Consider the following 14,603-nt stretch of genomic DNA (forward strand, 5'->3'; position numbering starts at 1 on the left):
GGGGCTATTACCAGTTATGCCAGCCGTTGTGCCAGCCATTGCCCCAGTTGTGCCAACCGCCGTTGCCCCAGCCGCCATTGTGCCAGCCGTTGCCCCAGTTGTGCCAACCGCCGTTACGCCAGCCGCCGTTGCCCCACCAGGCTACGAGCTGCTCGGGGTCGACAGCGACGAAGGGCTCGCCATCTTTGCGGTACTGTTCGATTGCGCCCGAGACGTCGTTGCGAATGGTCTGGAGACGCTCGGCAACGGAACCGCTCTTTGCCTCCGGTTCCGGAACCGCCGTGGCTGCAGCATCGGCCGCCGCCAAAGTCACTGACAGGCCAAGCGCTCCGGAAGGCAGAAGTTGCGCCAGCGCGCGCAGTGAACGTCGATCCTGGGCCATGTAATCTCCCCCTGAAGGCGCGCCACGTTAGACGCACCCGCAATCCATTCGCAAATGAAAACATCCGCTTAGAGATGCAGACCTAGCCTCGGCTGACGGATCGCCCGGAAGGCATGAATGGAGAGCGACCGAAAACGGGTGAAGAGGCGATCCTGGCCAAGCCTGCGTCGGCGTTTGCCAAGTCAGGCGAAGCGGTATGCAATTGCCGTCATGAAAACGGACCAGGTTCGAAAGTACGCTTCCGAGGCTTTTCACTTCGAGAGCGACGAGGAAACGCCCAACAATCCACGGCTGCCGCTGGTGGTCTATCGTGACGTGGTACCGGACCAGGCCATGGGCGACGCGGCGACATGGTTCGAGCAAACTTTCGCAGACAACGGTTGGTCCGATGGTTGGCGGAACGGCATCTACCCGTTCCTGCACTTCCACACGGGCACGCATGAGGTCCTGGGGATCGCGCGCGGCCGCGCAACGGTCGAGTTCGGCGGCGCCAAGGGGCGTGCTCTGACAGTCGAGGCAGGCGATGTCGTCGTCTTGCCGGCCGGCACCGGCCATAAGCGGCTCGACGCCAGCGCCGATCTGTTGGTGGTCGGCGCTTACCCGAGCAACGGACGGTTCGACCAGAAGCGGCCGGGGCAGGTCGATCGCGAAGCCGCGAGCCGTGCTGTCGCGGCCGTACCATTGCCAGAGAGGGACCCGGTATCCGGCTCGACGGGACCGGTGATCGAACTGTGGAGGGGGAGGTGAGTGACGGGTCGCGACCACTGCGTATCTAGTATCAGAGCTTCGTCCATCCTGTAGAGCAGGCTGCCTATATGAGTCGGCTGCAGGCGTTGCTGGATGCCGTGGCGTCGCCCGGCGTGCGCTTCGAGGTCCACGGCCTCGACCCGCCCGACCGCTACTTCCACCCGCTGACTGAACTGCGTTGTGCAACCCAGGTGATCCGTCTCGCTCTGGAGGCTGAGCGTGCGGGCTACGACGCCTTTGTGATCGGCCATTTCCAGGAACCGGGGCTGCTGGAAATTCGCGGCGCCGTCGATATCCCCGTGATCGGGCTCGGCGAAGCGACCTTGCTCGCCGGGCTCACGATGGGCCGCAAGATCGGCCTCGTCACCATCGATCCGTCGTTCATCGATTGGCACGAGCGACAAGTGCGTGCCCATGCTCTTGACGCGCGAATCGCAGGCATCCATGCGCTTCATATGAGCTTGCCGCGGTTCATGAAGGCCTTCTCCGAGGAGGCGACCTACGCGGAGGTGCGTGCCGAATTTGTCGAGCAGGTGCGGCCGCTCGTGGTGGCCGGTGCAGAAGTCATAGTCCCGGCAGGCGGGCTGCCGATGTTGCTCTTCTCCCGAGAGACACCATTCCTGATCGATGGCGCACCTGTGCTGAACGGTATCGTCGTGACCGCCAAGGCAACCGAGATGGCCCTGGAGCTGAAGCGCCTCACCGGCACGGTAGTGAGCCGGCGCGGTGCCTATGCCAAGGCATCGCCGGAGGCTCTTCAGGAGTTTATGAGCGCACGCTGGCGAGTTAGCTCGTTTTGTCGAGGACGGCCCTGATCATGCGAGCCAGGTCGCGCTTACGGAACGGCTTGGCAAGGAGGCGCACTCCTGGATCGAGCCTACTCTGAGAGGCGATCGCCTCCTCGGTATAACCTGACATGAAGACCACCGGCGTGCCCGGCCAGCGTCGGGCGACTTCGTCGGCGAGGCTCTTGCCGCTGATCGCGCCGGGCATGATCACATCGGTCAGCAAGAGGTCGTAGGCCGGTTGCGCGGCGGCAAAGGCTGCAAGCCCGGTAGCACCGTCCGCCGCCTCGTCGACCGCGTAGCCCAAGCTCGCGAGTTGCCGGACCACCCCATTGCGAACCTGCGGATCGTCTTCGACAACCAGGATGCGTTCCTTGCCACCGGCCAAGGCAAGGTCGCTTGCCGGCACCGGCACCTCGCCGTCGCCAACGATGCGTGGCAGGTAGAGCTTTATCGACGTGCCTCGACCTGTCTCGCTGTAGACCTTGATATGACCCTGCGATTGTTTGATGAAGCCGTAGACCATGCTCAAGCCGAGCCCGGTACCGCGGCCGATTTCCTTGGTCGTGAAGAACGGTTCGAAGACCTTGTCGAGATTTTCGGGGGCGATGCCGGCGCCAGTATCGGTGACAGCGATCATCACCTGCTCGCCGGTCGTGGCATCGGGGTTTTGGGCGACATAGTCCTCGTCGAGCACGACATTGCCCGTCTCGAGCAGCAGCCTGCCACCTTCCGGCATGGCGTCACGTGCGTTGATGCAGAGATTGACCAGGGCCGACTCAAGCTGGGTGCGGTCGACATTCGTGGTCCAGAGGTCGCGGATCAGGGCCGTTTCGACGGTTATGTCCTCGGCGAGCGTGCGGCGGATCAGGCGCACCGTCGATGCCACGATGTCGTTGAGGTTCGTGAGTTGCGGCTGCAATGCTTGCTTGCGTGAGAAAGCGAGAAGCTGGCGCGTGAGCTCCGCGGCCCGTTGCGCCGCCCGGTCGATTTGCCGGACGCGATCCTGGACGCCGCTCGCCGCGGTCTCGTCCTCGATGATCGTGTCGACGTTGGCCAGGATCACCATCAAAATATTGTTGAAGTCGTGCGCGATGCCGCCGGTGAGCTGGCCTAGCGCTTCCATCTTCTGCGCCTGGCGCAGTTCGCCCTCGGTGCGGTGATGCTCGGTCAGATCGTGGACGACGCCGACATAGATCGGTTCACCGCCTGAGGTGGTCTCGCCGACCGCAAGGTACATCGGAAAAGTTGAACCATCCTTCCGACACCCCGTCACTTCGCGAGGTTGCCCGATGATCTTGCGGATACCGGTCTCTAGATAGGTTTGGAGGTACTGGTTGTGCCCCGCCCGTACGGTCGACGGCATTAACATTATGATGTTGCTGCCGATTGCCTCGTCGGCGACATAGCCAAACAGCTTTTCGCAGGCGCGGTTGTAGACCTGGATGACGCCCTTGCTGTCGATGATGATCAACCCGTCGACAAGCGTGTCGAGTACGGTGTCGACTACTGAGCGCAGTCGGCTCTCGCTGGCGCTCAACTGTTCCTGCAAGGCAGTGCGTTCGCTGACATCCCGTGTGATCGCACCAAAACCCAGGAGCTGTCGCGCCGGATCGCGGACAGCCGTCAGAACGGTTTCCGCGGTGAAAAGGCTGCCATCTCGGCGCACGCGCAGCCCTCTGATCTCGTAACGTCCCTCGGCGGCAGCCTGGCGAAGCCCTTGGGCCGGCACATCGGCTACAACATCCTCCGGTCGATAGAAGATCGAACAGGGCCGGCCGATGACTTCGTCCGCCTCGTAGCCCGTCATTGCTCGGGCGCCTTCGTTCCAGTCGGCGACTCGCCCCTCGGTATCCAGGGTAAAGATCGCGTACTCTTCGACGTTGGCGATGAAGTGCTGAAGGATTGGCGAAGGCTCGAATGGTCCTTTTTGCAAGCGCGCTTCAGATAAGTGCGCATGCTCCTTCGTCCGTCCGGCAACGATATCGCCGGGCGGGGGCACGCAATCCACCGTCGTCCGACGCCTGCGCATCGTCGACGAACTCCTCTCCGGCGCCGCCACACCCCATCGGCCGCACGCCACAGCTATACGAAGATCCCCTGCACCTGGAACTTATTAGAACGGCAATGCAGATTTCCAGTCAATCACATCCGATTGAGGGCGCCGTTCAGGGTTCGCAGCGACATCGGCTTTTCGATGATGGTGCAGCGAGGCATCCCACCTCTGGCCTTCAGCCCGTCGATCCGCGCCGCATCGTGCGCACCCGACATCAGGACCCAATGGCAAGCGGGGAGCTTCGCTGCAGCCCCCGCATAGAAGTCGATGCCGTTGCCGTCTGGCAGATTCACATCGCAAACAATTGCCTCGGCAGACGAATTGCCGGCAGCGAGGCGTTGGACAGCCGTCCGCGCATCGTCGAGTGAGCCGCAGGCCGTGACCTCATGGCCGCGGCGTTGCAGATACTCGCGAATTTCCGTCCGGAGATCCTCGTCATCCTCGACAAGAAGTATCCGCACAGCCACTCCGGGAGGGCGCCGAACGACGCCACACTTCTGCTAACGAAGATGGAGTGAAGCTCTGCTCGCCGGAGCAAGTCAAGAATTGCCCACGTTCAAACGTGAATACCTAGGCGCTGCTTCGGGAGAGGCTGAAAGAGCCGAAGGGCAAGGGAAGCAGCCGTTTCTTCGGCAGCGGCGGCGGCAGGCCGGTTCGGGTCGTCGTGCGGATCAACGTCAGTACAGCGCTGCGCAGCGGGCCCAGCGCCACAGGCTTGTTCATGAATGTAAAAATGCCGGTGTTGGCCAATGTGTGGTCCGAGAGCCCATCGATGCGGCCCGACATCACGATCATCGCCGTACCTGGGCTCAGCCGCTTGATCCGTTCGGCGACTGTCACGCCGTCGAGATCGGGCAGATTGTAGTCGATCAGAGCTACCTTGGGCCGCAGCCGGGCAACCGTATGGATCGCAAGTGAGCCACTGACCGTGGCATCGACCCTGAGGCCGGCCCGTCGCAGGTAGCAAGCCAGTTCCTCGGCTTGTGTGGGATCGTCTTCGATGATGAGGACATCGGTTAGGAACGACGCTGTGCCCGGGTCATCTTGAGACATGCCCTAGGATAGGGCGGTTCGGTGTACTTTTCACGACGGATCGCCTCCGGATCGGAGGAATCGTCTTAGCCCGCTCTGCGGCTCACGTAGGTATCGAAGAACCGCTCGACGGCATCGAGCCCGTCCAGACTCAGCCGGACGATAGTGCGCCGCTTGTCGCCAATGTCGCCGGCGCGTTCGATAAGGCCGTGCGCCAGCAACTGCTCCATACGGCGAAGCGCCGTCGTCAGTGGCACGCCGGACGCAGCGCCCAGACTTGTCACGGTGACCTCCGCGCCGGCCAACCGGGCATCGTAGAGGTCGAGCAGCATTTCCCAACATGGATCGGAGAAGAGCTCAGTGGGGAAGTACTGACTGCGCATCTTGCGCATCGACTGCATGTCTTTGAGGGCGGCGCGTTTACGGTCGAACGGTCCGTTGGCGAACGCTTCAGCCGGCGTTGTCGCCGTCCGTTCACGGGACTGCCGTGCGAGCAGGGCAGACTTTACGGCCCGGACCAGTCGCGGACCGTCGACCGGCTTGGTGAGCAGGTCCCGAGCGCCGAGCCGAATCGCCTCGACGGCATCGTCGAAACCAGCATGGCCGCTCACGAAGATCACTTCGGGCCGACTACCATCCGCCAACCGGCGGAGATGTTCGGCGAACTCGAGGCCTGTCAGGGCTGGCATACGCAAATCCGAGACTACAACCTTCGCGCGATTCCCGTCGCTCAGAATCTTCAGGGCCTGCCAGCCATCGTTTGCGGATAGGCAAGAAAGGCCGGCCTTGGCGAGGCACTCGACCAGCTCCTCGACAGCGGCCGAATCGTCGTCGACCACCATCGCATCGACGTCGTGAAGTGGGCGAGCCGGACGATTGGAGCTTGTCATAAACGGCAAGGTTCTCCTTGAGTTCAGGCGTTCGCCTCCAGAGTGGAGGCGATCGAGGATACGCAATGCCTCCAAAATTGCCCGCTTCGAGGTATACTCCGCAAGGGTTGAGCGCGTCGCCGCTGGGGTTTTTGTGGGTGCCGGCGTCCGATAGTGGCATACGTTGGGGATGGCGGTGTCGTTGGGACGAACCAAAAAGGCTGGAGAGCGGCCGGCGGGTAGCAGCGCTTTGAGTCTGCTGAACGGCTGGACGAGCGTGCAGCGCACTGCATTCGCCTGCGTGGTGCACATCCTGATGATCTGGACCGTAGTATTCCTGATTACCGAGGACAACTACGAGCGTGCGGTCGAAAGCTGGAAGACATCGGCCGAGAACATCGCACTCACGGTTGCAGCACATGCAGCCCAGACACAGGGTGCGGCAGATCTGGTCGTAAAGAGCATGGTCGATTGGATCGCCGACGAACGTATCGAAACCGAGCAGCAGTTTCGACAGGTCATGGGCGAGCGGCGCTTTTTCGACGCAATGCGCGACCGCATCATCGGCCAGCCACAGATCGGTATCGCGCTGATCGTCGCAGCCAACGGCGATATCGTGAATTCGACGCGAGCTTGGCCGCCATCACCAATCAATGTCGCCAACCGTGAATCGTTCAGGATCGCCATCGAACCTGGGGCCATGGCGCTCAGTGCGACGGCGACCGGTCTGGTAACTGGCCGCCCTCGCTTCTATATCGCGCGCAAGATTGAGTCGCGGAGCGGAGAACTGCTTGGCGTCGTGGGCGTGGGCCTCGAGGCCGACTTCTTCGCAACCTTCTACAAACGGATCGCTCTTGGTCCCGACAGCGCGCTGGCGCTCTTTCGCAACGATGGCACCTTGCTGGCCACCAGTCTGCCCGACCAAAAGCTTGGTGAGCGCTTTGGCAAGACGTTACCCCAGCAATTGATCGAGGGAGGCGATTCGGGACAGGCCGTTCTTGCTCACGGATCGTTTCCTGCCTTCTCCGGCGGTAGCCTCTCAAGCATTGTCGTCGCCACCAGGCTCGAAGGCTTGCCGGCCTATGTAACCGTCGTAGTCGGTGAAAGCGCGTTCCTGACACCATGGCGTGATCGCAACTTGCTGATCGTCGCCATTGGTATTCTGTTGACCGGGCTTACGGCTTTTGCCGGGCTGCGTATGGCGCACCTGATAGAGCGCACAGGGGCGGCTGCGCGCGAGGCATCCGAGCGGCAGGTGCTGGCCGCCATCGTCGACACGCCGTCCGCGATGACCGCTGTCGTCGATCGACGCGGCAAGGTCGTTCATGCCAATTCACTTTTCCGACGGTTGCTCGGTAGCGGGGACGACGGCGCCGTAACGGAAGCCCTCTACAATCCTGCCCTCGAAGGCGTCGAGCCGCTCCTCATGTTCATCAACGGTGAGGCGCCCACAGCCGAGATCGATCTCAGGCTGATGCAGCCGGGCGATCAGACCCGGCGGCTACGCTTTTCCCTGTCACGGCAATCCCTGCCGGATAGCGGCGAAAGTGTCATTCTGGTTGGACATGACGAAACATTGCGCCATCAAGCCGAGCGCGCGATCGCCCTGTCGGGCAAGCTGGTGACCCTGGGTGAGATCACGACCGGCATTGCCCATGAACTCAGCCAGCCGCTGAACGTCATCCGCATGGCGGCGCAAAACGCCCTGGCTGAAATCCAATCCGAGCCGCAGCCTGTAGTCGCTGGTGACGAGGATCCCGCGCAACCGATACCGGCAATGTCGGATCATGAGTTCCGTGACTTTGCCGTCGCCAAGCTCAATCGGATCGTGGCCCAGGTCGATCGCGCCGCCGCCACGATCTCGCGCATGCGCATCTTCAGCCGCTCGACTCGTGAGGGCCCACAATCCTTCGACCTGCGCGATGCCTGCCGCGGTGCGATCGCCCTGGTGGCGCAGCCTTTTCAAGCCGCCGGCATTGTCTTCAACGAAACGCTCGGTGGCGAACCGCTCATGATGGTCGGCCACCAGCCGTTGATCGAGCAGGTGCTGGTCGCCGTTCTTGGCAATGCGCGCGACGCCCTCAGCGAAACATCGCGCAAGGACAAGGCGGTCGACGTCCTGGCTGAACGTGGTGCCGACGGGCGCCTGCGCGTGCGAATCTCGGATAATGGCCCCGGTGTTCCGGAAGCCATTCGCGAGCGCATCTTCGAGCCGTTCTTTACGACAAAGCCGGAAGGGCAGGGCACGGGGCTTGGCCTTGCTGTCGCTTACGGTATTCTTCGCGATTCCGGAGGTAGCCTGACTTTAGAAGCAGGCGGGGCTGGCGCCACTTTCCAGATCGACCTGCCCGGTAACTTCTCCAGCGGTTCTCAGGCATGACCATTGGCGTTCTGTTCGTGTCCACCGGCGGAATCTGTCGAGCGCCGATGGCGGCGGGCGTATTTCGTACCTTCGCGCGACGTGGCCGGATCGAGCATATGTTCGACATCGCCGCTGCCGGTACGTTCGATGGCCATGCAGATGACCCACCTTCGCTGCTGGCGCGCGAGGTTACCGAACGGCGCGGTTATGCATTTGGCTTGGCGGCGGTACGGCCGCTGCTGCCGGACGATCTGGCGCGCTACGATCACTCGATCGCCATGGATCGCACTAACCTTGCTGCCATGCGCTGGATGGCGCCAGCCGGGTGCGTCGACCGACCGCAACTTCTCATGCGGCATGTCCGCGAAGCGGGCGCCATCGACATTGTGGATCCCTATGGTGGCAGTGCAGCAGACTACGAGCGGGCGCTCGACCTGATCGAGAGAGGTTGTGCTGGTCTGATGATGACCATTGTCCACGCCCTTCAAGGATCGACTGGACAGGGCGCCGCGACTTAACGACGGGTGAAGAGAAGGTCTTGTTGGTGCGCCGGCATGGTCTCGACCCGGTGCAAGGCCGTGGGATGACGCCAACGCAGGTACCAGTCGAGTTCGTAATCGTTGTCGATCGCCCAGGCCGAGAAGCCGGCGGCGCGCAGCTGGTCGAAGACATCGCACCATGCGGGGAAGTCGTCCTGGGGGCTGGCCTCGACGACAATGTCCATGGTCGGTGGATACATCGAGAGCTGGTCGAGGATGTGCCTCAGGATCGGCGGTTCTGCGCCTTCGACATCCATCTTGATGAGACGAAGGCGCTGGATTTCATCGGCAGTCAGTATCTGATCCAGCGGTAATGCTTCGACGGAGGCCGTCAATGTGCCGCCGCGTGAGGCAAGCGTGGTGGCGGCTCCAATATTGCCCTCGTTGATCTCGTAGAGCGCGAGAATACCCGGCTTGTCGGAGACGGCGGCGTTGACCGCACGCACGTTCACCGAGGCGGCGTTGAGCGCGAGATTGCGCTGCAACAGTTCGAAGGTCCGGGGCGAGGCTTCGATCGCCACGACCTGGCCCGCGCGACCGACGCGCGCGGAGGCGAGCAGGGTGTCGTAGCCAATGTTAGCGCCGATATCGACGAAGACGTCGCCGCTCTTGAGGTTCTGTTCGATGACCCGCGAGACGTCCGGTTCCCAGACGCCGAAATGCAGGATCATGCGCTGGATCAAATCGTTGGGATTGCAGTGGAGCCGAGCGCCGAAGAAGGTCGTGGCGACATGCTCAGGCCCCAAGACGCGCAATACCTTGTTGTAGCCCCGGAAGGCAAACCGAGCCGCATCGAGCGGCAGGCGCTGGATGGTTCCCACAATAGCTCGGTGCAACAGGCGGATCATGCTCCCATCCTACAGCGCGATGCAGCGAGAGCCGAGTGCGGTTCCAAACCGGCCCGCTGGCGTCGCCTGAAAGGGGCGAACTGGGCCTACTTTTCCGTTCTCACGCCCCGGCGCGGCCTGTATAGGCAGGACGCGCGTCGGGCCTCAAACTGGCGGCGACTTTGTGGAGCCGCTTCGTGAACCCGACCGAGACGTCCTTCGCTGCGTTCGCCCTCATGCTCGTGGGTGCACTGAGCGGCGTCGTTTTGCGCCGTACCCTGCCTGACCATCATCTCGACCAGAATACGAAGGATGTCGTACGCCTAGGCGCAGGCTTGGTCGCGACGATATCCGCGCTGGTCTTGGGCCTGCTCATAAACTCGGCCAACAGCACATACGAAGCCCAGCGTACCGAGGTCCGCAAGATTGCCGCCGACATCATCCTGCTCGATCGCCTTCTCGCGCAGTATGGGCCGGAGACCAAGCCGATACGGCTCGAACTGCGGCAAGCCGTCGGCACGATGATCGACCAGATCTGGGGGGCGGCTCAGGAGAGTGCGGCCGGGGCTGGTACAATTGGCCCGACATCCGTTGGAGCGCATATCTACTCGTCGATCCACACGCTTCCTACCGACTCCAGCCTCCAGCGCGCCGTTCAAGGCCAGGCGTTGCAGACAGCTATCGAGATTTCGCATGCGCGTCTGATGCTCTACGAGCGATCGAAATCGACCATGCCGGCGCCGTTTCTCGCCGTCCTCGTTTTCTGGCTAACGGCCCTCTTCGTGAGCTTTTGCCTGTTCACGCCGGTCAATCCTACCTCTGCGGTCGCGTTGATCGTGATCGCACTGTCTGCATCGGCTGCTTTGTTTCTTATCCTCGAGATGGGGCAACCGTTCAGCGGCTTCATGCAGATATCGGATGGCGCCTTGCGCACGGCGTTGCAGCCGCTCGCCCAGTAGCGAGCGACTGCGCCCGAAGTCCTACAGTTTTGCGACGAGAGCGGTGAGCTGATCGGCGCAGATGCCCCAGCCTTGATGGAAGCCCATCTTCTCGTGCGCCTCACGGTCCTCGACCGTCCAGTGGCGCACACGAGCCGTGTATCGTGTCTTGCCGCCTTCATCCTCGAAGGTGAGGATCAACGTCATGAAAGGCTTCTCCGAAGGCTCCCAGGCCGTCGAGAAGGCGTCTGTGACGACGATGCGTTCGTTCGGCACAACTTCGAGGTAGACGCCGCGGTTGGGCATATCCTGCCCATCAGGGCCGCGCATCACGATGAAGTTGGCGCCGCCCGTCCGCACGTCGAGTTCGGCGACCGGTGTGGTGTAGGGCAGGGGCGCGAACCACTGCTTCAGCAAGGCCGGGTCGGTCCAGGCCCGGTAGAGCTTCTCGCGCGATGCATCGATCAGGCGGGTGAGGACCAGTTCGCGATCGGCGGGAAAAGAGGCAGTCATTGCGGGGCTCCTGTTGAGGTTCTGTCCCAAGGACGAACGACGGGGCAGGTATCCGACACGCGCCATAGCTTTTTTCTTTACGCGCAGGCAGCCTGCAACCTAGCCTCTGGACTGGGGGTGCATTGGGCACATGGTCGAAGCCAGGTCCGACAGGAACGACGCCCTGGACGTCGATTTCGTGGCCCTGCCGACGGGCACGAAGATCGGACGATACGAAGTGCTTGCCGTGCTGGGGCAAGGCGCCTTTGGCATTACCTACCGTGCACGTGATGCCCAGCTCGGCCGTGAAGTTGCCCTCAAGGAGTATCTGCCGACCTCGTTGGCCGTTCGCCAGCATGGATCGACTGTATCGCCCCGCTCGACCAGGGTCGTCGATGATTTCACCCGAGGGCGTGAACGCTTCGTTGCCGAAGGCCGCACCTTGGCGACACTCCATCGCGCGCCCGGGATCGTTCGGGTCTTCGACTTTCTCGAGCTGAACGATACCGCTTATATCGTCATGGAACTGATCCATGGCGATACCCTCGACCGACGCTTGAAGGCGGTCGGACGGCTGGAACCGTCGGCCGTGGGCCGGATCCTGTGGACGGTGCTCGATGGCCTCGAACAGGTTCACAATGCGGGCTTCCTGCATCGCGATATCAAGCCGTCCAACATCATGCTCGATGAACAGGGCAACCCGACGCTGATCGACTTCGGGGCCGCGCGCGCCGCGATGACCGGTCATGTGGCGACGATGACGGCGATCTTCACACCAGGTTATGCCGCTGCGGAGCAGATGAGCACGGCAGACCAAGGACCGTGGACGGACATCTACGGACTGGCTGCAACGCTCTATCATGCGATCACGGGAAAGGCGCCACCTAGCGCCATCGATCGCGTGCTGGACGATCGGTATGAGCCGATCGCGCGATTGGCCGGTTCCGGGTTTGCGCCAGGTCTTCTTGCCGGCCTCGATGCCGGGCTTGCCGTGCGCGCGCCCGATCGCCCACAGTCGATCGCTGCATGGCGGACGATCTTCTCCAGGCTCGATCCTGATGCGACCGTCATCTCGCGACCGCGGACTTCACCTTCGACGCCCGCGCCGACGCCGACGCCGGCGGTGGTATCGGCCCCCACAAGAGGTCGCTCCGGTTTCTATGCCGGAGCTGCCGTGGCAGTGCTGCTGCTCGGAGGCGGTGGCGCCTATGTTGCGCTGATGTCCGAGCCTTCACCGCAGCGCGTGTCGCTCCAGAACTTGAAGACCGAAGATCTCGAACGTCTTCTGATTGAACGCCGCGCCGCCGATGCTGCGGCGGCCGAGAAACGGCGGCTCGAGGAAGAGGCCCGGCGTAAGGCCGACGTCGATACCGCAGCCAAGCGACAGGCCGATGCCGATCTCGAAAGGGCACAGCAGCAACTTCAGAAAGCCGAGCAGGAGCTGGTCCGGCTGCGTGGTGAGATCGAGACGAACCGGCAGCAGGTGCGGAGCGACGCCGATGCCACGGCACGGCGCGTAGAAGCGGAGACGGCGCAGCGCCGGGCGGAAGCCGAGATTGCCGCCCTGAAGCAGGCGGAACTCGATGCGCGCGGGAAGGCAGCTGCGGAAGCTGAGACCAAGCGTCGGGCCGACGAGGCGCTGGCCAAAGCGCAGGCCGAACGTCAACGCGCTGACGCGGAGGCATTGCGCACGGCAGTGGCGCCGACCCGCGTCGCTGGTGTTGCTCCTGCTGCATACGATGGAACTTATGGCGGTACTTACGACCAGATGGGGGCACGCCCGGGAGACCAGGCCCTCCGGAGCGTGTCACTACGAATTGTGGGCGATTCCGGTAGTGGCAGCCTGAACAATCCCGTTTGCGGCACCAGCCCGATCTCGGTCCGCGTTTCGCTGGCTGGAGACATCTCCGGCGAGGCGACGACCTTTGATGCAGCTTGCCAGCGCCTGCCGCTGACGGTGAAGGGCAAGGTCGGTAGCGGCCGTCTGCAAATCCAACTGGCTGGTGTCGGTATCAGTGGTGGGGCGAGTCTCGCGCTCTTGGGAGAGCCCCCGGCAGTTCCGACTGCTGTGAAACCGACGTCTCCGGCGGTAGTCACGCCACCACCTGTCGACACCGCGCGGTGGATTGGTCGCATCAAATGCGGGACATGGCCGGGCCACGGCCTGCCTCTCGATCTTTCCTCGGCGGGTGGCCAGACGGCTGCCGGCCCGCGAGACAACATGGCTTTCTCCATGACGATCAGCGGCGGTCGTTACTCCGCCAGCGTCAAATGGACGGTCCCCGATCCGATCCGAAGCTTCAGCGGCACTTTCTTCGGCACGATTTCGGGCGAGCGGATTTCGGCGACGACAATCGCCCGCTCCGACTTCAAGACCTTGGCGGGACCGCCAGATGATCAGTGCATGCTCGAGCTTTCCAAGGTGCGCTAACGCACCGCTGAGACGCCCGGCGTGACGCCGCCGTATTCGTGACTGACGCGACCATTCCAGCCGTATCCGACATAGCCGCCGGCGGCATCGTAGAGATAGTCGAAGCCCTGCAGGAACATCCGGCCCGTGTTCACGAAGATGCCCGCATCCTTGACCACCTCGACCTTGGCGGGGTGGAGCGGGTTGCCGCGGCGGCCGACGGTCAGGTTGTAGTGTGCGGGCTGCGGCTGCCGCCGATCTGGCAGGTAGATCTCGATGCGTGTGCCCTCCGGTGCCACGTGTCCGCGCCGCAGGCCGGTGCCGTCCGGCGGCGAGAGGAACATGTAGTCGATGCCGGTATCCATCAGCATGGTGCCGCGGCCCGGCCGCCCATCGACCGCGATTGTCATCGGCGCGCCGTTCCAGTCCGGCACGCCGGGAGGATGGGTTTTGGGCGTGAGCTTCACGAAGGCCATGTGGCGGGTGAGGTCGGGCGTCATGCCGAGATGCACGGCGTTGCGGGTGATTACATAGCCCGGCCGTACGCGGCTCACCGGTTGGCCCGATGCCAGCGATGTCAGGCTGACGAACGGATTCTTGGGCGCCGAAACGGCGGTGCCTTGCGCGGAGTCGCGATCGAAGCCCACGCCCATGAAGCCGACATTGCGCGGATTTTCCTCGGGCCGACAATCGCGGGCGTGTTCCAGACACGTGATATGGGTGACGCGCAGCACTTGCACCCGTGCCGTCGCCAGCGGGGTGTGAGCGTCACGCTGGATCACTACGTCGGTGAGGTAGTGTTCGCCATTCAGAATACGACCGCTGCTGTTGTAAACCAGCCGCCCCGGCCCCTGCGCCACGTCACCCGGCCCTGGTCTGAAATGCTCAGCCGAAGTGACGATACCGGTCGAGCCGGTGTCCATACCGAACCATCGCGGAGCGGCACCGTTGAGCTTCAACCAGACTTGTGGCACGTGCTCCATCGAGATCGGCCCGTTGGCGAACGGAATCTCCAGAGCGGTAAGCCCTTCGTATTGTCGCCAGGGTTCTTGAGTTCTGTCTGCAACTTGAGCTCGACCGTCGGTCGTCAGCGCGGTCGCGACGGCGAAGGCAAGCAGGCTCACCGAAAGCGAGCGCGTCATTCTGGTCATTGAAGCTTCTCCC

14 protein-coding genes are annotated in these 14,603 nt (G+C 63.0%); 6 read left to right on the forward strand and 8 right to left on the reverse strand.

Translation table 11 applies throughout. The features are described 5' to 3' along the window. Positions 1 to 7 precede the first annotated feature (7 nt). The gene (grrA, locus tag EPO50_RS27170; RefSeq protein ID WP_296349439.1) at positions 8 to 382 is read right to left on the reverse strand and encodes a GrrA/OscA1 family cyclophane-containing rSAM-modified RiPP; all 375 of its coding nucleotides are present in this window, start codon (positions 380 to 382) and stop codon (positions 8 to 10) included. A 210-nt stretch (positions 383 to 592) separates the two neighbouring features. Between grrA and EPO50_RS27175 the strand changes: the two genes are divergently transcribed. Together EPO50_RS27175 and EPO50_RS27180 are read left to right on the forward strand one after the other, a co-directional pair. Beyond that, a complete protein-coding gene (locus EPO50_RS27175; RefSeq protein ID WP_296349441.1) occupies positions 593 to 1,129 on the forward strand; it encodes a cupin in 537 nt (178 codons plus the stop codon). A gap of 68 nt (positions 1,130 to 1,197) precedes the next feature. Continuing rightward, a complete protein-coding gene (locus tag EPO50_RS27180) occupies positions 1,198 to 1,944 on the forward strand; it encodes an aspartate/glutamate racemase family protein (protein WP_296349443.1) in 747 nt (248 codons plus the stop codon). Here EPO50_RS27180 and EPO50_RS27185 read toward each other — a convergent pair. From EPO50_RS27185 to EPO50_RS27200, 4 genes are all read right to left on the reverse strand, one after another. After that, on the reverse strand, positions 1,916 to 3,850 hold the full coding sequence (locus EPO50_RS27185) for a PAS domain-containing sensor histidine kinase (protein ID WP_296349444.1): 1,935 nt from the start codon (positions 3,848 to 3,850) through the stop codon (positions 1,916 to 1,918). The two genes, EPO50_RS27180 and EPO50_RS27185, sit on opposite strands and share 29 nt — an antisense overlap. 209 nt (positions 3,851 to 4,059) lie before the next feature. After that, positions 4,060 to 4,431 carry a response regulator gene (locus EPO50_RS27190; RefSeq protein ID WP_296349446.1) on the reverse strand — a complete coding sequence of 124 codons (372 nt, stop codon included), beginning with the start codon at positions 4,429 to 4,431 and terminating at the stop codon, positions 4,060 to 4,062. A 109-nt stretch (positions 4,432 to 4,540) separates the two neighbouring features. Then, the gene (locus tag EPO50_RS27195; RefSeq protein ID WP_296349449.1) at positions 4,541 to 5,023 is read right to left on the reverse strand and encodes a response regulator; all 483 of its coding nucleotides are present in this window, start codon (positions 5,021 to 5,023) and stop codon (positions 4,541 to 4,543) included. A 65-nt stretch (positions 5,024 to 5,088) separates the two neighbouring features. Further along, positions 5,089 to 5,844: a response regulator gene (locus EPO50_RS27200; protein ID WP_296349452.1), complete on the reverse strand. Its 756-nt coding sequence runs from the start codon at positions 5,842 to 5,844 to the stop codon at positions 5,089 to 5,091. Positions 5,845 to 6,148: 304 nt separating this feature from the next. On the opposite strand from EPO50_RS27200, the gene EPO50_RS27205 reads away from it, so the two are divergent. Together EPO50_RS27205 and EPO50_RS27210 are read left to right on the forward strand one after the other, a co-directional pair. After that, entirely contained in the window at positions 6,149 to 8,251 is a 2,103-nt protein-coding gene (locus tag EPO50_RS27205; RefSeq protein ID WP_296349454.1) for an ATP-binding protein, read from the forward strand. Beyond that, positions 8,248 to 8,751 carry a hypothetical protein gene (locus EPO50_RS27210; protein ID WP_296349456.1) on the forward strand — a complete coding sequence of 168 codons (504 nt, stop codon included), beginning with the start codon at positions 8,248 to 8,250 and terminating at the stop codon, positions 8,749 to 8,751. The genes EPO50_RS27205 and EPO50_RS27210 overlap by 4 nt, the downstream gene beginning before the upstream one ends. Here EPO50_RS27210 and EPO50_RS27215 read toward each other — a convergent pair. Then, positions 8,748 to 9,620, reverse strand: a complete 873-nt coding sequence (locus EPO50_RS27215) for an FkbM family methyltransferase (RefSeq protein ID WP_296349459.1) — start codon at positions 9,618 to 9,620, stop codon at positions 8,748 to 8,750. The genes EPO50_RS27210 and EPO50_RS27215 overlap by 4 nt on opposite strands. Before the next feature lie 176 nt (positions 9,621 to 9,796). Here EPO50_RS27215 and EPO50_RS27220 point away from each other — a divergent pair, with 176 nt between their 5' ends. Further along, positions 9,797 to 10,558 (forward strand): DUF4239 domain-containing protein, encoded by a 762-nt coding sequence (locus EPO50_RS27220; protein WP_296349461.1) that lies wholly within the window; start codon positions 9,797 to 9,799, stop codon positions 10,556 to 10,558. 21 nt (positions 10,559 to 10,579) lie between these two features. On the opposite strand, the gene EPO50_RS27225 is transcribed toward EPO50_RS27220, so the two are convergent. Next, the gene (locus EPO50_RS27225) at positions 10,580 to 11,050 is read right to left on the reverse strand and encodes an SRPBCC family protein (protein WP_296349463.1); all 471 of its coding nucleotides are present in this window, start codon (positions 11,048 to 11,050) and stop codon (positions 10,580 to 10,582) included. 130 nt (positions 11,051 to 11,180) lie between these two features. Between EPO50_RS27225 and EPO50_RS27230 the strand changes: the two genes are divergently transcribed. Next, positions 11,181 to 13,460 (forward strand): protein kinase, encoded by a 2,280-nt coding sequence (locus EPO50_RS27230; protein WP_296349465.1) that lies wholly within the window; start codon positions 11,181 to 11,183, stop codon positions 13,458 to 13,460. Here EPO50_RS27230 and EPO50_RS27235 read toward each other — a convergent pair. Beyond that, positions 13,457 to 14,590, reverse strand: a complete 1,134-nt coding sequence (locus tag EPO50_RS27235; RefSeq protein WP_296349467.1) for a hypothetical protein — start codon at positions 14,588 to 14,590, stop codon at positions 13,457 to 13,459. The two genes, EPO50_RS27230 and EPO50_RS27235, sit on opposite strands and share 4 nt — an antisense overlap. Positions 14,591 to 14,603 lie beyond the last annotated feature (13 nt).

It is taken from the genome of Reyranella sp. (genome assembly GCF_004297405.1).
Classification (GTDB): domain Bacteria; phylum Pseudomonadota; class Alphaproteobacteria; order Reyranellales; family Reyranellaceae; genus Reyranella.